This is a genomic window from Bradyrhizobium sp. Pha-3, from assembly GCF_042258615.1.
Classification (GTDB): Bacteria; Pseudomonadota; Alphaproteobacteria; order Rhizobiales; family Xanthobacteraceae; genus Bradyrhizobium.
Map to the genome: position 1 here is coordinate 2,791,144 of NZ_CP170152.1, position 18,238 is coordinate 2,809,381.

General features: G+C 65.9%; 14 protein-coding genes and 1 pseudogene. 11 read left to right on the forward strand and 4 right to left on the reverse strand.

Features of this window, described 5'->3' with window-relative positions:
• The first annotated feature begins 10 nt into the window (after positions 1-10).
• The 10 genes and pseudogenes from murB to ligA all read left to right on the forward strand — a co-directional run bounded on the left by murB (position 11) and on the right by ligA (position 12,799).
• A complete protein-coding gene (gene murB / locus ACE10Z_RS13070) occupies positions 11-928 on the forward strand; it encodes a UDP-N-acetylmuramate dehydrogenase (RefSeq protein WP_375788276.1) in 918 nt (305 codons plus the stop codon).
• Positions 928-1,914 carry a D-alanine--D-alanine ligase gene (locus tag ACE10Z_RS13075; RefSeq protein WP_375788277.1) on the forward strand — a complete coding sequence of 329 codons (987 nt, stop codon included), beginning with the start codon at positions 928-930 and terminating at the stop codon, positions 1,912-1,914. The genes murB and ACE10Z_RS13075 overlap by 1 nt, the downstream gene beginning before the upstream one ends.
• A 125-nt stretch (positions 1,915-2,039) precedes the next feature.
• A pseudogene (locus tag ACE10Z_RS13080) lies at positions 2,040-2,308 on the forward strand (hypothetical protein); the annotation flags it as partial.
• A complete protein-coding gene (locus tag ACE10Z_RS13085; RefSeq protein WP_375788278.1) occupies positions 2,248-3,255 on the forward strand; it encodes a cell division protein FtsQ/DivIB in 1,008 nt (335 codons plus the stop codon). The pseudogene ACE10Z_RS13080 and the gene ACE10Z_RS13085, both read left to right, overlap by 61 nt.
• Positions 3,252-4,568, forward strand: coding sequence for a cell division protein FtsA (gene ftsA / locus ACE10Z_RS13090; RefSeq protein ID WP_244069774.1), 1,317 nt, complete (start codon positions 3,252-3,254; stop codon positions 4,566-4,568). Before ACE10Z_RS13085 ends, ftsA begins: the two co-directional genes overlap by 4 nt.
• 89 nt (positions 4,569-4,657) lie before the next feature.
• Entirely contained in the window at positions 4,658-6,442 is a 1,785-nt protein-coding gene (gene ftsZ / locus ACE10Z_RS13095; RefSeq protein ID WP_375788279.1) for a cell division protein FtsZ, read from the forward strand.
• A gap of 351 nt (positions 6,443-6,793) precedes the next feature.
• Entirely contained in the window at positions 6,794-7,756 is a 963-nt protein-coding gene (gene lpxC / locus ACE10Z_RS13100; protein WP_375788280.1) for a UDP-3-O-acyl-N-acetylglucosamine deacetylase, read from the forward strand.
• Between the two features lie 273 nt (positions 7,757-8,029).
• Entirely contained in the window at positions 8,030-8,938 is a 909-nt protein-coding gene (locus ACE10Z_RS13105; protein WP_021077229.1) for an outer membrane protein assembly factor BamD, read from the forward strand.
• A 13-nt stretch (positions 8,939-8,951) separates the two neighbouring features.
• A complete protein-coding gene (gene recN / locus ACE10Z_RS13110) occupies positions 8,952-10,637 on the forward strand; it encodes a DNA repair protein RecN (RefSeq protein ID WP_375788281.1) in 1,686 nt (561 codons plus the stop codon).
• An 8-nt stretch (positions 10,638-10,645) separates the two neighbouring features.
• A complete protein-coding gene (gene ligA, locus ACE10Z_RS13115; protein ID WP_375788282.1) occupies positions 10,646-12,799 on the forward strand; it encodes an NAD-dependent DNA ligase LigA in 2,154 nt (717 codons plus the stop codon).
• 152 nt (positions 12,800-12,951) lie between these two features.
• On the opposite strand, the gene ACE10Z_RS13120 is transcribed toward ligA, so the two are convergent.
• Both ACE10Z_RS13120 and ACE10Z_RS13125 read right to left on the reverse strand, forming a co-directional pair.
• Positions 12,952-14,244: a multidrug effflux MFS transporter gene (locus ACE10Z_RS13120; protein ID WP_375788283.1), complete on the reverse strand. Its 1,293-nt coding sequence runs from the start codon at positions 14,242-14,244 to the stop codon at positions 12,952-12,954.
• Positions 14,245-14,513: 269 nt separating this feature from the next.
• A complete protein-coding gene (locus ACE10Z_RS13125; protein WP_375788284.1) occupies positions 14,514-16,343 on the reverse strand; it encodes an aminopeptidase P family protein in 1,830 nt (609 codons plus the stop codon).
• Positions 16,344-16,529: 186 nt separating this feature from the next.
• On the opposite strand from ACE10Z_RS13125, the gene ACE10Z_RS13130 reads away from it, so the two are divergent.
• The gene (locus ACE10Z_RS13130; RefSeq protein WP_375788285.1) at positions 16,530-16,715 is read left to right on the forward strand and encodes a hypothetical protein; all 186 of its coding nucleotides are present in this window, start codon (positions 16,530-16,532) and stop codon (positions 16,713-16,715) included.
• Between the two features lie 18 nt (positions 16,716-16,733).
• On the opposite strand, the gene ACE10Z_RS13135 is transcribed toward ACE10Z_RS13130, so the two are convergent.
• Positions 16,734-17,240 carry a hypothetical protein gene (locus ACE10Z_RS13135; protein ID WP_375788286.1) on the reverse strand — a complete coding sequence of 169 codons (507 nt, stop codon included), beginning with the start codon at positions 17,238-17,240 and terminating at the stop codon, positions 16,734-16,736.
• Position 17,241: 1 nt separating this feature from the next.
• A complete protein-coding gene (locus ACE10Z_RS13140; protein ID WP_375788287.1) occupies positions 17,242-18,126 on the reverse strand; it encodes a 50S ribosomal protein L11 methyltransferase in 885 nt (294 codons plus the stop codon).
• Between the last annotated feature and the right edge of the window lie 112 nt (positions 18,127-18,238).

Genomic DNA, 18,238 nt, shown 5'->3' on the forward strand with positions numbered 1-18,238 from the left:
GAGGTCACGTATGACCTTCCCCGACATCACGCTCGACCTGAAAGCCGCGATGCCGGAGCTGCGCGGGCGGCTGCTGGCGAACCAGTCACTGGCGGAGCTGACCTGGTTTCGTGTCGGCGGTCCGGCGCAGGTCCTGTTCACGCCGGCCGATGAGGATGATCTCGCCTATTTCCTGAAGCACCTGCCGCAGGAGTTGCCGGTCTATGTCGTCGGCGTCGGCTCCAATCTGATCGTGCGCGACGGCGGCATGCCGGGTGTCGTGATCCGGCTGGCGCCGCGTGCCTTTGGCGAGACCAGCGCAGCCGGCGATGTCGTCACCGCCGGCGCCGCGGCGCTCGACAAGCGCGTCGCCGAGACGGCGGCAGCGGCTGACATCGGCGGCATGGAATTCTTCTTCGGCATTCCCGGCACGGTCGGCGGCGCGCTGCGCATGAACGCCGGCGCCAATGGCGGCGAGACCAAGGACGTGCTGGTGGAGGCCACCGGTATCGGCCGCGACGGCACGAAGCATAGGTTCAGCAATGCCGACATGAAGTTCGTCTATCGCAACTCTGGCGTCGATCCGTCGATCGTGTTCACCTCGGCGCGCTTTCGCGGCAGGATCACCGATGCCGAGACGATCCGCGCCCGCATGAATGAAGTGCAGGCCCATCGCGAGACCGCGCAGCCGATACGCGAGAAGACCGGCGGCTCGACCTTCAAGAATCCGCCCGGCAACAGCGCCTGGAAGTTGATCGACGCCGCCGGTTGCCGCGGCCTCAAGGTCGGCGGCGCGCAGGTGTCGGAGATGCACTGCAATTTCCTGATCAACACCGGCAACGCCACCGGGCATGACATCGAGATGCTCGGCGAGACGGTCCGCGAACGGGTCAGGCAGACCAGCGGAATTGAGCTGCACTGGGAAATCAAGCGGATCGGGAAGAGCTGATGCAGGTGACCATTCTGTTCGGCGGCACCAACAAGGAGCGGCTGGTCTCGGTGGCGAGCGCGCAGGCGCTGCACCGCGCACTGCCCGACGCTGACCTCTGGTTCTGGGACGTCGACGACACCGTGCATGCGGTGACGCCGGAACGGCTGCTCGGCCACACGCGGCCCTTCGAGATTGACTTCAAGCCCGACGGTCGCGGCATCGCGCTTGATCAGGCACTCGACAGAGCAGGCGCCGAGCAGCGCGTGCTGGTGCTCGGCCTGCACGGTGGCCGCGCCGAGAACGGCGAATTGCAGGCGATGTGCGAGATGCGCGGCGTCGCGTTCACCGGCTCCGGCTCGGCGTCGTCGCATTTGGCGTTCGACAAGCCACAGGCCAAGCGCTTCGCCGCGATCGCGGGCCTCAACGCGCCGCAGGGCATCACTGTCGACGAGATCGACGATGCCTTCGCAAAGCACGGCAGGCTGATCGCAAAACCCGCAAAGGACGGATCGAGCTACGGGCTGATCTTCGTCAACGCGAAACAGGACCTCGTCGCGGTCCGCAATGCGGCGAAGCATGAAGACTATTTGATCGAGCCGTTCGTGTCGGGCGTGGAGGCGACCTGCGGCGTGCTGGAGCAATCCGACGGCACGGTGTTCGCGCTGCCGCCGATCGAGATCGTGCCAGCAGAGGGGGGCTTCGATTACACAGCCAAATACCTCCTGAAGTCGACCCAGGAGATCTGCCCCGGCCGCTTCGCGCCCGAGGTCAGCGCCGCGATCATGGACCATGCGTTGCGGGCGCACCGCGCATTGTCCTGCTCCGGATACTCGCGCAGCGATTTCATCGTGTCGGCCAATGGCCCGGTCTACCTCGAGACCAACACGCTGCCCGGCCTCACCGCGGCATCGCTGTACCCTAAGGCCTTGAAAGCACAGGGCATCGCCTTTGCCGACTTCCTGGCCGACCAGATTGAGCTCGGCCGCCGCCGCGCCAGGAGTTGAGGGCAACCGGGCGGGAACCCGCCCGACTCGGCCGGATGGAACCCGGGCGCTGTTGCTAAAATGCTAACGGGTTCGCGGCAAAGTATTCAGAGCGTTGATCAAAATACACTCCAGGCTGAACTCCTTTACCATTTGTTTACCAGGAAGCCCGAAGGTTAACGCTGGCGGCGCATGTAGCGCTTGGCTGCCGGGGCGTGAGCTGTCGCGGAATACCGCTTCGAGGATCGCAACCAGGGAACAGGGGGCCACTCTAATCCCACCGGTCTAGCCGAGACGTGATTTGTGCCGGGACCCCGCAGGGTTTGCGGGCGCAACATGTGACGAGCTCGTGCAATGGATGGTGCAGGACGCCTCACCCGATCGCTGCGATCGCTGGGGCCTCAAGCTGACCTGAGAGCAGCCGCTATTGGAGCGGCAGTGCTGCTGCGCGAGTATGTCGGCGCCCATCTCGCCCGTCGCCGCCGGCGTCCCGCCAAGCGCCCGCAGATAATCGATCGCGAGCCGCCGAACCGCTACATCCTGCTGGTCGAACGCTACCTGCCGCGCCGCATCGGCCTGGTCGCGACGCTCGCGATCCTGTTCGGCAGCCTGGGCTTCGGCATCGTCAGGGGCGGCCATCTCGAGGAGTTCACCACCGCGCTCAGCGACACCCGCAACGCGCTGGCCAATTCCGCGGGCTTCCGCATCACCACCGTCGGCATCAACGGCCGCAAGCAGCTGAGCCAGGACGAGGTGCTTGCGATCGGCGGCGTCAATGGCCGCTCCTCGCTGTTGTTTCTCGACGCCGATACCGTGCGCGCCAAGCTGAAGACCAATCCCTGGATCGCCGACGCCACGATCCTCAAGCTCTATCCGGGCCGGCTGCAGATCGACATCGTCGAGCGCACCGCCTTCGCGCTGTGGCAGCAGAACGGCCGCCTGTCGGTGATTGCCTCCGACGGCGCGGTGCTCGAGCCCTATGTCTCGCGCCGCTTCCTCAACCTGCCGCTGGTGGTGGGCAAGGGCGCCGATACGCGGGCTCAGGACTTCCTGGCGCTGCTCGACCGTTATCCGCAGGTGCGCTCGGTGACCAAGGCTGCGATCTTCGTCGGCGAGCGGCGTTGGAACCTGCGCCTCAAGGACGGCCTCGACGTCCGCTTGCCGGAGAACGATGTCGGCAACGCGCTGGCCGCGCTCTCCAGGCTCGACAAGGACGAGAAGCTGTTCTCGCGCGACATCGTCGCCGTCGACATGCGCCTGCCCGATCGGCTGATCGTGCAATTGTCCGAGGAAGCCGGCAAGGCGCGCGACGAGCTGTTCAAGGACAAGAAGTCCAAGAAGAAGCCGGGTGACTCCGCATGACCGGCCTCGATCGCAATTTGACCCCGAAGACCCGCCCGATGCAGAAGCGCACCGCGATGGTGGCTTCGCTCGACGTCGGCTCCAGCAAGATCGCCTGCATGATCGCGCGGCTCAAGCCGTCGCCGCCGAACGAGGCGCTGCGCGGCCGCACCCATGCGGTCGAACTGATCGGTTACAGCCAGATCCAGTCGCGCGGCGTCAAGGCCGGCTCCGTCGTCGATCTCGCCGAATGCGAGAAGGCGGTGCGCCATGCCGTGGCGCTGGCCGAGCGCATGGCGAAGGTCCGTGTCGAATCCGTCCTGCTGTCGGTCTCCGGCGGCCGGCTGCATGGCCAGCTGGTTGAAGCCGCGGCCGATATCCGCGGCGGCTCGGTGACCGCGGACGATATCAGCCGCGTCACCTCGGCGGGCATGCGCCACGCCGCCGGCGCCGGCCGCACCGTGTTGCACGCGCTGCCGGTCGGCTACGCGCTCGACGGCGTCAAGGGCATCCGCGATCCCAGAGGCATGGTGGCGCGCCAGTTCGGCGTCGACATGAACGTGGTGACGTCGGATGCGACGGTTGCCAAGAACCTGATGCTGGTGGTCGAGCGCTGCCATCTCAACGTCGAAGCCATGGCGTCGAGCCCCTATGTCGCGGGCCTGTCGGTGCTGACCGATGACGAAGCCGATCTCGGCGCTGCCGTCGTCGAGATGGGCGCGGGATCGACGACGATCGCGACCTATTCCGGTGGCCGCCTCGTCCACGCATCCGGATTTGCGCTCGGCGGGCAACACATCACGATGGATCTTGCGCGCGGCATCGGCGCGTGCATTGCGGATGCCGAGCGAATCAAGACTTTATACGGCACGGTGCTGACCGGCGGTTCGGACTCGCGCGAGCTGATGTCCGTTCCCACTGCAGGCGATGATCGGGAGACTCCGCAAATCGTGTCCCGCGCCACGATCGCGAACATTGTCCGGCATCGCGCCGAGGAGATTTTCGAAATGGTCCGTGACCGGCTCGCGGATTCCCCCTTTGCGGCAGAGCCGAGGGCGCGCGTCGTATTGAGCGGCGGCGCGTCGCAGCTCACCGGCACCGTCGAGCTTGCCACCCGCATCCTGAACCGTCAGGTCCGCATCGGCCGCCCGCTCGGCTTCGGCCGGCTGCCGAACGAGGCGAAGGGCGCCTCGTTCTCGGTGCCGACGGGCCTGTTGGTCTATCCGCAATACGCACATCTTGAACATGTCGAACCGCGGCGCACGCGGCAGCTCAGGACAGGGACAGACGGTTACTTCGGAAAGGTCGGACGATGGCTTCGCGAGGGCTTCTGATGACCACACCCCGGCTCATTGCATTTTCACCAGCTCCTGCGGCCAGCGGCCGGGACGAACCAACGCGCGCATAATCGAGAGAGGCAACCATGGCACTCAATCTGACACCCCCTGACATCAGCGAGCTGAAACCGCGGATCACCGTCTTCGGCGTCGGCGGCGCGGGTGGTAATGCCGTCAACAACATGATCACCGCCGGGTTGCAGGGCGTCGACTTCGTCGTCGCCAACACCGACGCGCAGGCGCTGACCATGTCGAAGGCGCAGCGCATCATCCAGATGGGCACCCAGGTCACCCAGGGCCTCGGCGCCGGATCGCAGCCCGATGTCGGTGCTGCGGCCGCGCAGGAGGTCATGGACGAGCTGCGTGATCACCTGACCGGCGCCAACATGGTGTTCGTCACCGCCGGCATGGGTGGCGGCACCGGCACCGGGGCTGCGCCCGTGATCGCCAAGGCTGCCCGCGAGATGGGAATCCTCACCGTCGGCGTGGTGACGAAGCCGTTCCACTTCGAGGGTCAGCGCCGGATGCGCACCGCCGAGCACGGCATTTCCGAGCTCCACAAGGTGGTCGACACGCTGCTGATCATCCCGAACCAGAACCTGTTCCGGGTCGCCAACGAGAAGACCACCTTCGCCGACGCCTTCGCGATGGCGGACCAGGTGCTGTACTCGGGCGTCGCCTGCATCACCGACCTGATGGTCAAGGAAGGCCTGATCAACCTCGACTTCGCCGACGTCCGCGCCGTGATGCGGGAAATGGGCAAGGCGATGATGGGCACCGGCGAGGCCACCGGCGAGAAGCGCGCGCTGACCGCTGCCGAAGCTGCGATCGCCAACCCGTTGATCGACGATAGCTCGATGAAGGGCGCCCGCGGCCTGTTGATCTCGATCACAGGCGGCAAGGACCTCACTTTGTTCGAGGTCGACGAAGCCGCAACCCGCATCCGCGAAGAGGTCGATGCCGACGCCAACATCATCGTCGGCGCCACCTTCGACGAATCGCTCGACGGCGTCATTCGCGTCTCGGTGGTCGCAACCGGTATCGAGCAGGCCGCGATCGCTTCCCGTGCCCAGGCTCCGGCGCAGCAGCCGGGCGGCTCGCCCGAGAGCCGGCTGGCCGATCTGACCGCTCGCCTGCGTGCCGACAATCAGCGGATGGCCGAGCGCGCCCAAAAGCTGGAACCGCCGACGGGCGTGACGGTTGCTCCGATCGCTGCTCCCGCCGCACCCCAGCAGCGGCCGGCCGTCGAGCGCGCCGCGCTGGCGGCAATCGCTGCCGCGGTCGCCCCGGACAGCGCACCGGCTCAAGCGCCGATGCAGCCGGGGTCCTACGGTGACGTCACCGTGCGGCCGATCGCCCAGAAGCCGACGCTGTTCCCGGACCACGAGGCGGCCCGCGCCGAACAGCACGAGCCGATGCCGCCCGAGACCTTCATCCCGAAGGCGGCGGAGCGGTCGCCGGTCCGTGCCCCGCGGATGCCGAAGTTCGAGGATCTGCCGATGCCGGCGCAGGCCGAGATCCGCCAGGCCAGCGGTGACGGCGAGGCGGAACACCCGCAGAAGACCCGGCTGTCGCTGCTGCAGCGGCTGGCCAATGTCGGCCTCGGCCGCCGCGACGAAGAGACCGAGCCGCCGATCGCGGCCCGTGCCTCCGGTCCGGCGATGCCGACGATGCCGCCGCTGCCCGACCGCAAGCCGGCCCGCAGCGTCGCCCAACAGATTTCGGCGAACGAATCGCCGGTATCGGAATATGCGAAGCGCCCGGCACCGCAGGGATTGGACGCCCATGGCCGCCAAGCGCCTGTTGCCCCGGCGCCACAGGGTGACGACCATCTTGATATCCCGGCCTTCCTGCGCCGGCAGGCAAACTGAAGTTTGTTACAACCTTGGCGACGAAGAAGGCCTCGGCGGGGAACCGCCGGGGCCTTCTCCTTTTGGCGGGCAGGCGGTTGCATCGGGTAAACAAGCAGCTGATTTTAAATGATTAATTATTATTTCGGTGGTCAGATGGCCACTCGCCGAAGGCCGTTTTCGCTGCCGCAATTTGGTTAACCTTGGGCGCGAATACGGCGGAGATGGGGTAACAATCGGTAAAGAAGCGTGAGTTGGCGCGGTTTGGGGCTGTGACTATGGTCTGCCGGGACTTGGGGAGCTCATGCGAGTCGGCCTTGGGGAAGTTTGGCCACTTGATGTTGAGCGAAGTCGGGTAGTGGGCATTATCGAATGAAGTTCAGCCGTCAGACAACGCTTCGGTCGCAAGCCACCGTGACTGGCGTAGGCGTTCATTCCGGTCTTCCTGTCAGTCTCACGCTGGGACCTGCACCCGTCGATGCGGGTTTTATTTTTGTCCGCACCGGTCTCGACGGTGCCGACCGCGAAGTTACCGCCACCGCCGACGCTGTGATCGCAACCGAGTTCGCGACGGTGCTGGGTGACCGCGAAGGTCCGCTGGTCTCGACCGCGGAGCATGTCCTTGCCGCGCTGCGCGGCATGGGCGTCGACAACGCCACGATCGAAGTCGACGGTGCGGAAGTTCCGATCATGGACGGCAGCGCTGCGGCGTTCGTCGCAGCCATCGATCAGGCCGGCATTGTGACCCAGCCCGCCGTCCGCCGCTTCATCCAGGTGCTGAAGCCGGTGCAGGTCAAGATCGGCGATGCGATGGGCGAGCTGCGTCCGTTCGCCGGCGGGTTCCGCGCCGAAGTCGAAATCAATTTCGCCAACAAGGTGATCGGTCACCAGACCTACTCCTTCGATCTGTCGCCGGAAGGCTTCCGCCGCGAAGTCGCGCGGGCCCGTACCTTCGGCTGCATGAATGATGTGGCGCGGCTGTGGGGCGCTGGCTTCGCGCTCGGCGCCTCCTTCGACAACACGGTGGTGTTCGACGAGGCCCGCCTGCTCAACGCCGAGGGGCTGCGCTACGCCAACGAATGCGCCCGTCACAAGGTGCTCGACGTGATCGGCGATCTCGCGCTGGCCGGCCTGCCGTTGCTCGGCAGCTACCGTTCGGTCCGCGGCGGCCACAAGCTCAACAACGCGGTGCTGAAGGCGCTGCTCGCCGACCGCAGCGCCTGGCGCGTGGTCGAATCGGAAACCGCCCGGCGGCCGGTCCGCGGCCATGTCGAGGCCGGTGCCAGCGCGGTGGGCGGCCTCGTCGCCCCGGCCTACGGACCGGACGTGTCCTGATCGCCCAGGTCCTGATCGCCTAGGTCCTGATCGCCTAGCCGGTCAGCCCGATTTCCGTAATAACCACAGCAGGCTGTGAGCTTCGCCGGGTCGCCTTATTCCCGGCGGATTGGCTCCCTATTCGGTTGGTCGACGGTCATTTTTCGGTTAAACAGGCCCGCGGTTGCCTTGATACGGCGCCAAAGGCGCGAGAGATATTGCATCCATGATCGCGGTTCATGGGTGGAGTGGGGTCGCCGTTAACCGCATCAAAGGCGTCAGGTTTTACAATCCATGTCGGCAATGCGTATGGCGCTCGAACCACGCTCCTCTTCTGACGTCTCCGGCCTGACCAAGGCTGCGCGCACGCTGCGTTTCGCGGCGGGCTTGATCGTGCTGGCACTGCCGCTGAGCGGCTGCGGCACCGGCGCGCTGTGGGACAAGTTCATGGCCAAGGACGACACGTTCGTCGATGAGCCCGCGGACAAGCTCTACAATGAGGGCTTGTACATGATGAACGAGAAGAAGGACCTGAAGGCCGCTTCGAAGAAATTCGAGGAAGTCGACCGTCAGCATCCTTATTCGGACTGGGCGCGCAAATCGCTCCTGATGTCGGCCTATTCGTACTATCAGGCGGGCGACTACGACAGCTGCATCGGCTCCGCCACTCGCTACGTGACGCTGCATCCCGGCAGCCCGGACGCGTCCTATGCCCAGTACCTGATCGCGGCATCGCATTTCGACCAGATCCCGGACATCTCGCGCGACCAGAGCCGCACCGAGAAGGCGATCGCGGCGCTCGAAGAGGTGGTGCGCAAATATCCGACCTCCGAATACGCCACCCAGGCCAAGAACAAGATCCAGGCCGCGCGCGACCAGCTCGCCGGCAAGGAGATGGCGGTCGGGCGCTATTACATCGAGAAGCGCGACTTCACCGCCGCGATCAACCGCTTCAAGACCGTGGTCACCCAGTACCAGACCACACGCCACGTCGAAGAGGCGCTCTACCGGCTGACCGAGGCCTATATGGCGATCGGCATCGCCGGCGAGGCGCAGACCGCGGCCGCGGTGCTCGGCCACAATTTTCCGGACAGCCGCTGGTACAAGGACGCATATAATCTAGTAAAGTCCGGCGGTCTCGAGCCGAGCGAGAATCAGGGATCCTGGATCAGCAGGACCTTCAAGAAGATAGGTCTCGGCTAGGAATTGTCCTCGCATGCTGGCCCGTCTGTCGATCCGTGACATCGTCCTGATCGAACGGCTCGATATCGAATTTTCCCGTGGCCTGGCGGTGCTGACCGGCGAAACCGGCGCCGGCAAATCCATCCTGCTTGATGCCTTTGCGCTGGCGCTCGGCGGCCGCGGCGATGCCGGGCTGGTGCGCCATGGCGCCGAGCAGGGCCAGGTCACCGCCACGTTCGATGTCCCGAAGGGGCATCCGGCGGCCGGGATCCTCGCCGAGAACGGCCTCGACGACACGAGTTCTGAACAAGGTTGCGAGATGATCCTGCGCCGCGTGCAACTCGCCGACGGCCGCACCCGCGCCTTCATCAACGATCAGGCGATCAGCGTGCAGACCCTGAAAGCGGTCGGCTCTGTTCTGGTCGAGATCCACGGCCAGCACGACGAGCGCGCTTTGGTCGACGCCTCCACCCACCGCCAGCTGCTCGACGCCTTCGCCGGCCACGAGAAGGACGTCGCGGCGCTGGAGGCGCTGTGGGATATCAGGCGGACCGCCAACGCCGGCCTCGAGGAGCATCGCGCCGGCATGGAGCGCGCCGCCCGCGAGGCCGACTATCTGCGCCATGCCTCCCAGGAGCTGAAGACGCTGGCGCCGAAGGAGGGCGAGGAGACCGAGCTCGCCAACCGCCGCACCACCATGATGCAGGGCGAGAAGATCGCGACCGATCTGCGCGAGGCGCAGGAGGCGATCGGCGGCTCGCATTCGCCGGTGTCGGCCCTGTCCGCGGCTGTACGGCGGCTGGAGCGGCGCGCCGCCAATGCGCCGGGATTGATCGAGCCGGCGGTGAAGGCGATCGATATCGCGATCAACGCGCTGGAAGAGGCCGACCAGCATCTCCACGCGGCACTGGCGGCGACCGATTTCGATCCGGCCGAGCTCGAGCGCATCGAGGAGCGGTTGTTCGCGCTGCGCGCCGCCTCGCGCAAATATTCGACGCCGGTCGATCTGCTGGCGGCGCTGGCTGCGCAATACGCTGATGACGTCGCGCTGATCGATGCCGGCGCCGACCAGCTGAAGAAGCTGGAAGCGGCCGCCGCTGAGGCCGACAAGCGCTATGCTGCCGCGGCGGCAAAGCTGTCGGCGGCGCGCGCCAAGGCGGCCGAGAAGCTCAACAAGGCCGTCAATGCCGAGCTCGCGCCGCTCAAGCTCGAGCGTGCGAAATTCATGACCCAGGTCGAGGCCAATGCCGCCGCGCCGGGGCCGCAGGGCATCGACCGCGTCGAGTTCTGGGTCCAGACCAATCCGGGGACCAAGCCGGGGCCGATGATGAAGGTCGCCTCCGGCGGCGAGCTGTCGCGCTTCCTGCTGGCGCTGAAGGTCGTGCTGGCCGATCGCGGCTCGGCGCCGACCCTGGTGTTCGACGAAATCGACACCGGTGTCGGCGGCGCGGTGGCGGACGCGATCGGCTCGCGGCTGGCGCGCCTCGCCGGCAAGGTGCAGGTGATGGCGGTGACGCATGCGCCGCAGGTCGCGGCCCGCGCCAGCCAGCATCTTCTGATCTCCAAGGACGCGCTCGACAAGGGCAAACGCGTCGCCACCCGCGTCAACGCACTCGCCGCCGACCACCGCCGCGAGGAGATCGCACGCATGCTGGCCGGCGCCGAGATCACCGCGGAGGCGAGGGCAGCGGCGGAACGGCTGCTCAGGGCGGCGAGCTAGTTGCGCCCATGGCCACCAAGGCGAAGAAAGCGCTGGTCGACGTCGACAAGCTCACCAAGGCCCAGGCCAAGGTCGAGCACATGCGGCTTTCACTCGAGATCGAGGCGCACAACGAGCGCTACTACCAGAAGGACGCGCCGACCGTATCGGACGCGGCCTACGACGCCCTGCGGCAGCGCCTGGAGGCAATCGAGGCCAGGTTTCCCGATCTCGTCACCAGGGACTCGCCGACGCAGACGGTCGGCGCTGCGCCGGCCCGCGGCTTTGCCAAGGTGCAGCATGTCGTTCCGATGCTGTCGCTCGGCAACGCATTCAGTGACGAGGACGTTACCGAATTCGTCGAACGGATCAGGCGCTTTCTCAAGCTGGATGCCGACCACATTCCGGCGCTGGTCGCCGAACCGAAGATCGATGGCCTGTCCCTCTCGCTGCGCTACGAAAATGGCGAACTGATCCGCGCCGCAACCCGTGGCGACGGCTTCACCGGCGAGGATGTCACCGCCAACGTCCGTACCATCAAGGACATTCCGCACACCCTGAAGGGACGCAACGTTCCGGCAGCCTGCGAAATGCGCGGCGAAGTCTATATGCTCAAGAAGGACTTCCTTGAGCTGAACAAGAAGCAGGCCGCGGCCGACGACACGGTCTTTGCCAATCCGCGCAATTCGGCGGCGGGTTCGCTGCGTCAGAAGGACGTGTCGATCACCGCGTCACGACCGCTGAAATTCTTCGCCTATACATGGGGCGAGATGAGCGAGCCGCCCGCCGACACCCAGCACGGCATGCTGGAGTGGATGGACAAGGCAGGCTTTGTGGTCAATCCGCTGATCACACTCTGCAAGAGTATCGACGACGTCCTGAAATTCTACAACAAGATCGGCGAGCAGCGGGCTTCGCTCGGCTACGACATTGACGGCGTGGTCTACAAGGTCGACCGCCTCGACTGGCAGGAGCGGCTCGGCTTCGTGTCGCGCAGCCCGCGCTGGGCCATCGCACACAAGTTCGCGGCCGAACAGGCAACGACCATTCTCAGGGGCATCGACATCCAGGTGGGGCGCACCGGAGCGATGACGCCGGTCGCGCGGCTCGATCCGGTGACGGTCGGCGGCGTCGTGGTCTCGAACGCGACCCTGCACAACGAGGACTACATCAAGGGCATCGGCAACGACGGCAATCCGATCCGGGATGGCGTCGATCTCCGCGTCGACGACACCGTCGTCGTGCAGCGCGCCGGCGACGTCATCCCCCAGGTCGTCAGCGTCGTTCTGGACAAGCGGCCCAAGAGTGCCAAGCCGTACAAGTTTCCGGACACCTGTCCGGTGTGCGGCAGTCACGCGATTCGCGAGGAGGGCGAGGCGGTGCGCCGCTGCACCGGCGCGCTGATCTGTCCGGCGCAGGCGGTCGAGCGGTTGAAGCATTTCGTGTCGCGCCTTGCCTTCGATATCGATGGTCTCGGCGAGAAGCAGATCCAGGAATTCTACGAGGATGGACTGGTGATGTCGCCGGTCGACATCTTCACCCTTCGCGAGCGCGACAAGCGTTCGACCAGCAAATTGATGGAGCGCGAAGGTTACGGCGAAACCTCGGTGCGCAACCTGTTCGACGCGATTGACGCCCGCCGCAACATCGAACTGCACCGGCTGATCTTTGCGCTCGGCATTCGCCATGTCGGCGAAGGCAATGCCAAGCTGCTGGCGCGGCACTATCACACGATCGAGAGTTTCCGTGAGGCGATGCTGGCCGCCGCCAAGGGCAGCACGGACGAGGAGAACACCACCGAAGCCTACCAGGACCTCAACGATATCGATGGCATCGGCGAGATCGTCGCCGATGCGGTGGTCGAATTCTTTGCCGAGCCGCGCAACGTCAAGGCGCTCGGTGAGCTGTTGCACCAGATCGAAGTGAAGCCCGCCGAGCAGCCGCGCAAGAGCTCGCCGGTCTCGGACAAGACCGTGGTGTTCACGGGGTCGCTGACGAAATTCACCCGTGACGAAGCCAAGGCGATGGCCGAACGTCTCGGCGCCAAGGTCGCGGGCTCGGTGTCAAAAAAGACGGATTACGTCGTCGCCGGCGAAGACGCCGGCTCGAAGCTGACCAAGGCGCGCGAGCTCGGCGTTGCGGTGCTGACCGAAGACGAGTGGCTGAAGCTGATCGAGGAGTGAGGCGCGCGCAGTAGCGCCGCGTTCTCCACTGTCGTCCTCCGCGAAAGCGGGGGACCCAGTATTCCAGAGACAGTCATTGTTGGGCCGATAGGCCGCGGCGTACTGGATCCCCCGCATGCGCGGGGGATGACGAGGTGAGGGTGATGCACCCCTCACATCATCCCCTGCTCGTCCTCCTCGGCCTGCGCGATCAGCTCTTCGCTCACCACCACGTTCCGCCGCGGCACGACGAAGATCATGGTGCAGGCGCAGGCGAGCGAGATCGCGAAGAGCGCCGAGGTCAGCGGCAACGTCGTGGTCGAGTGGCCGCCGAGATAGGCGCCGAACTGCGAGATCAGCGAACCGATGCCCTGCTGCAGGAAGCCCATGGCGCCGGAGGCGGTGCCGGCGGCCTCGGGGCGGATGCTGATGGCGCCGGCGGCCGAATTGGCCATCACGAAGGCATTGGCGACCATCACGATCATCTGGGTGCCGAACAGCCAGAGCGGCGCCTGGTTCAGCCCGGCGAAACTCCAGATCAGGTTCAAAAGACTGCCGCCGACCTGCAGCGCGAGCCCGAACCAGATCAGCTTCTCCAGCGAGTGCCGCGGCGCAAAGCGCACGCAGAGCAGATTGCCGACGAAGTAGCCGAATCCCGTCATCGCGAACCACGCGCCATATTCGGCGCTGCTGCGGCCCATCTGGGTCACCACGATGTAGGGACCGCCGCCGGCGAAGGCGAAGATGATCTGCGAGGCCAGCACCTGGCACAGCAGATAGCCGACGAAGGCGCGGCTTCGCATCAGCCTGCCGAGGTCGCCGCGGAAGCTGGAGCTGTCGGTGCGGTCGCGGCGGGTTTCAGGCAGCGCGAGCGCAATGAAGATCGTGACGGTCAGCGACGCCCCGGTGATGAGATAGAGGATCGCGCGCCAGCCGAATGTGGTCTCCAAAAGACCGCCGGTCAGCGGGCTCACCATCTGCGCGATCATCAGCGCGGCGACGACAAGGCTGATCATGGCGCCGACCCGCTCGCGCGGATAGAGATCGCGGATGATGGCGCGGCTGATCACCATGCCGCTGGCGCCGCCAAGCGCCTGGAAGAAGCGCGCGGCGATCAGTTGCGGCAGGGTCTCCGCGAACACCGAGCCGATGCCGGCCACCACCATCAGGCCGAGGCCTGCGAGCAGCACAGGGCGGCGGCCGAACTTGTCGGACAGCGGTCCCATGATCAGCTGCGAGAGCGCGATGCCGACCATATAGAGCGACACGGTCATCTGCGCGACCCCGATGTCGCGGCCGAACGTGGTCGCCAGCACCGGCAGCGCCGGAACCAGCATGTAGAGCGAGATCGGCGCGACGCCCGTCATCACGACGAGCATCAGCAGCATGACCTTCGATGTCGCGATGTTGTTGTCTTTGGTGTTGCCTTGGGCCGCGCCGGGCGGCTTGCCCATCACGCCGTGCATTCAGGTCCGATCCAGCATTGTGGAACGACTGTAGCGTGCCCGTTCGCGCGGAATACGGGTGTTTCGACATACGCCCATGCATTTCGGGCGGCGAAGCGATGATGTTTCGTCTCGCGCAACAAGCGCGGCTGTCGTCCTCCGCGAAAGCGGGGGACCCAGTATTCCAGAGGCAGGCGTGTTTGAACCGATGGGCCGCGGCGTACTGGATCCCCCGCTTTCGGGGGGATGACACCGAGTGTGAGGAGCGGGGAACGCTAAACTCGACGCTGCTACTTCAGCGCCGCCGTCGCCTCGTCGAGCCACAGCTTGGTGGCATTGTCGTCGAGATGCGGACGCACCACGCGGGCGACGCGGGCGTGGTAGTCGTTGAGCCAGCTCAACTCGCCTGCGCTCAGCATGCTGACCTCGATCAGGCGGCGATCGATCGGCGCCAGGGTCAGCGTCTCGAATGCGTTGACCGGCTTCTCGGCGCCGGCGATGTCGGTGCCGATCACCAGCTCGAGGTTCTCGATCCTGATGCCGTAGGCGTCGGTCTTGTAGTAGCCGGGCTCGTTGGACAGGATCATGCCGCGCTTCAGCGGCGTGGTGCCGAGCTTGGAGATCCGCGCCGGCCCCTCATGGACGCTGAGATAGCTGCCGACGCCGTGGCCGGTGCCGTGCTCGAAATCGATCCCGGCCTGCCAGAGATGTTGCCGCGCGAAGCTGTCGAGCTGCGCGCCGGTGGTGCCGTCGGGGAAGATCGCGCGGGCGATCGCGATATGGCCGCGCAGCACGCGGGTGAAGCGGTCCCGCATCTCGTCGGTCGGCTTGCCGATGGCGATGGTGCGGGTGACGTCGGTGGTGCCGTCCTCATATTGCGCGCCGGAATCGATCAGCAGGAGGTCGCCGGGCTCGATGCGGCGGTTGCTCTTGCGCGTCACGCGATAATGCACGATGGCGCCATTCGGTCCGGTGCCGGCGATGGTCGGGAACGAGACATCCTTGAGCGCGCCGGTCTGGCGGCGGAAGGTCTCCAGCGCCTCGACGGTGTCGATCTCGGTGAGGTGGCCTGCGGGCGCCTCGCGGTCGATCCAGGCGAGGAAGCGGGTCAGCGCCACCGCGTCGCGCTGATGCGCCGTGCGCGTGCCGTCGATCTCGGTGCGGTTCTTGACCGCCTTCAGCAGGCTGACCGGATCGTTGCCGCGCACCGGCTTGCCGCCGGCGCCGGAGATCAGGCGGCTCAATGCGTCGGCCGCGGTCGCGCTGTCCAGCGCGATCGAGGCGCCGCGCTTGGCGAGCTCGGTCAGTTTCGGCGTCAGCGCCGCCGGCTCCTCGACATCGGCGGATTGCTCGAGATGGTCGCGGGTCGCGTTGGACAGCTTGCGGTGATCGATGAACACCAGCGGCCGGCCTTCCTTCGGCACCAGCGCGTAGGACAGCGGCAGCGGCGTGTGCGAGACGTCGGCGCCGCGGATGTTGAAGGTCCAGGCCACCGCATGGCTGTCGGAGAGCACCAGCGCATCGACCCCGAGCTTGTTGATCTCGAGCCGGATGCGCTTCAGCTTCTCGGCCTCGATCTCGCCGGAGAACTGGGCGCCGTGGATCGCGACCGGGCCGAGCGGCGGGGCCGGCCGTTCGTGCCAGATCGTATCGATCGGGTTGCCGTCGACGGCGACCAGCTCGGCGCCGGCCTTGGCGCAAGCCGCCGCCAGCCGTTCGGCTGCCGCAGAAGTGTGCAGCCAGGGGTCAAATCCTAGGCGGTCGCCGGCTGCCAGATGCCGGGTCAGCCAGTGCTCCGGTGGCGGATCGACCAGCGGCTCGACCTGCCATGCCTTAGCGTCGACCTGCTTGCCGGCCTGCAGCGTGTAGCGCCCGTCGACGAACAGGGCAGCTTCCTTGCTCAGCACGATCGCCAGTCCGGCCGATCCGGTGAAGCCGGTCAGCCAGGCCAGCCGCTCCTCGGACGCCGCAACATACTCATTCTGCTGCTGATCGGCGCGCGGAACCACGAACCCGGTCAGCTTGCGCCGTGCCAGTTCCTCGCGCAGCGCGCTCAAGCGCGCAGTTAGCGCCACGCCGCCTTCGGGCTCTTCGAACGTTTGGAAATGGGCTTCGAACATCGCCTTTGCACTCTCTTCGGATGCAGCATGAACTTCGCGCCGACGCGCTGAGGCATGACCACATTTTTGGCATAACTTATGCTTGAATCATGGCATAGTGGAAGTGACCGGACGATGTCCACCATCGACGGTCAGCGTACGGGGGGTGTCCAGGAGTGTCTCAACTCAACGGTGAGGAGATGCACGATGCCTGCATTCACGTTTGAGAAGATCTCGCCGCCGGTCCGTCGCGGGCCGATCGCGCCGATCGAGCAGAAGCAACGTGGCGTCATCGTGCAGATGCTCGACCGTTTGGTCGCGGCGCGCGCCAGGCGCGCAGCCGGTCAGGACAAGGCCGAGACGGCCGGCCGCGATTCCGCAGCACCTGAATAGCCAATCCGCGGATCGCGTTTACGGTGCGAGGTCGGACACCTTCGCCACCGTTACATTCACGACCTTGGTGCCCTCGAGTTCGCGCACGATCCGCTCATCGGGGCCGACGACACCCAGATCGAATTCGCGCTCCGCCGTCAGCAGCGTGATGCGCTGACCGACGATGACGACGACGGTCATGTCGAGCGGCTCGCCGGATATCGCCCATTCCCTGAGCTCGTTGCGAAACGGCTGCCTGCGCCAGGCATCCGGGAAGCCCGGATCGCATCGGACCTCGAGGCCGTCGTCCGATGTGGTCAGGACGAGCTTCGATCTAGAGGGCTTCCAGTGCTCCTCCAGCAATTCGTTGACCAGCCAGACGCAGCTGAACGCGCGGCACTCCGCCGGCCGGCTTGGATAGATCCGGCAGCCGCGCCCCGGCCTGCAATGCGCACACCATGCGTTGGCCGGCTTCGCCAGCTCCTCGATCGCCATCACCTTGCAGCAGAGCGTGCAGTCGCCGCACTGTCTGCCGGTGGCGGTCATTTCACCTGACCGAGCGCAGCAGCAGGCTGCTCCAGCCCTCGATCTTCAGATGCCGCAGCGGCACCAGGCCGCGGGCGCGATAGGCGGCGATGACCGCCGGCGCCTGATGCGTCAGCAAGCCCGAAAGGATGACCTGCGCCGACGATGCGAGGTGCCGGGCCATCGGCCCCGCCAGCTGGCGCAGCGGATTGGCAAGGATGTTGGCGAGCACCAGATCGAACGGCCCGTCCTCGGCAAACCGCGGCGATGCAAAGCCGGTGGCACGGATCACATCGACCAGATGTCCGGCCCCGTTCAGCTGGGCATTCTCGTCGGCGACCCGGACTGACGGCGGGTCGATGTCGCTCGCCAGCACCTTGCGATGCTGTGCCTTGGCGGCGGCGATCCCCAGCACGCCGGTCCCGGTGCCGAGATCGAGCACCCGCCGGGGCTGATACGCCTTCAGCACGTGGTCGAGCAGCAGCAGGCAGCCTCGCGTGGTGCCGTGATGGCCGGTGCCAAAGGCGAGCGCCGCCTCGATCTCGATCCCGAGCTTGTTCGGCGGTATCCTGTACCGGTCATGCTGGCCGTGGACGATAAACCGGCCGGCTGCGACCGGGACCAAATCTTCCAGGCTGGCCTTGACCCAGTCCTTCGCCTCCACGGTATCCAAGACCAAAGTTGATGCGACATCGGGCCGCACAGCCTGTCCGACCATCTCGCACAGCAAGGTTTGGTCCGGCGGCTCGGCAAAATGAACGGTGACGTCCCAGCGGCCATCCGGCCGCTCGAAGGCCGCAAATGCCGCCTGATCCTCGAAAAACAGCTCGGAAAGCGTGTCGACCACGCGTTTTGCGGTCGATTCGTCTGGAAGGGTGATGCTGGCGCGGTGTGTGGGCGGGGTCATCGGAGGCCGGTAGCGCGGTTTTTGTTAAAATTTCAAGCCGGATTCAATCGAATATCGCGAGAATTGATAGGTTCCCGATTCAGGCAACTTTAGATTTCACCGTAGTAGTACC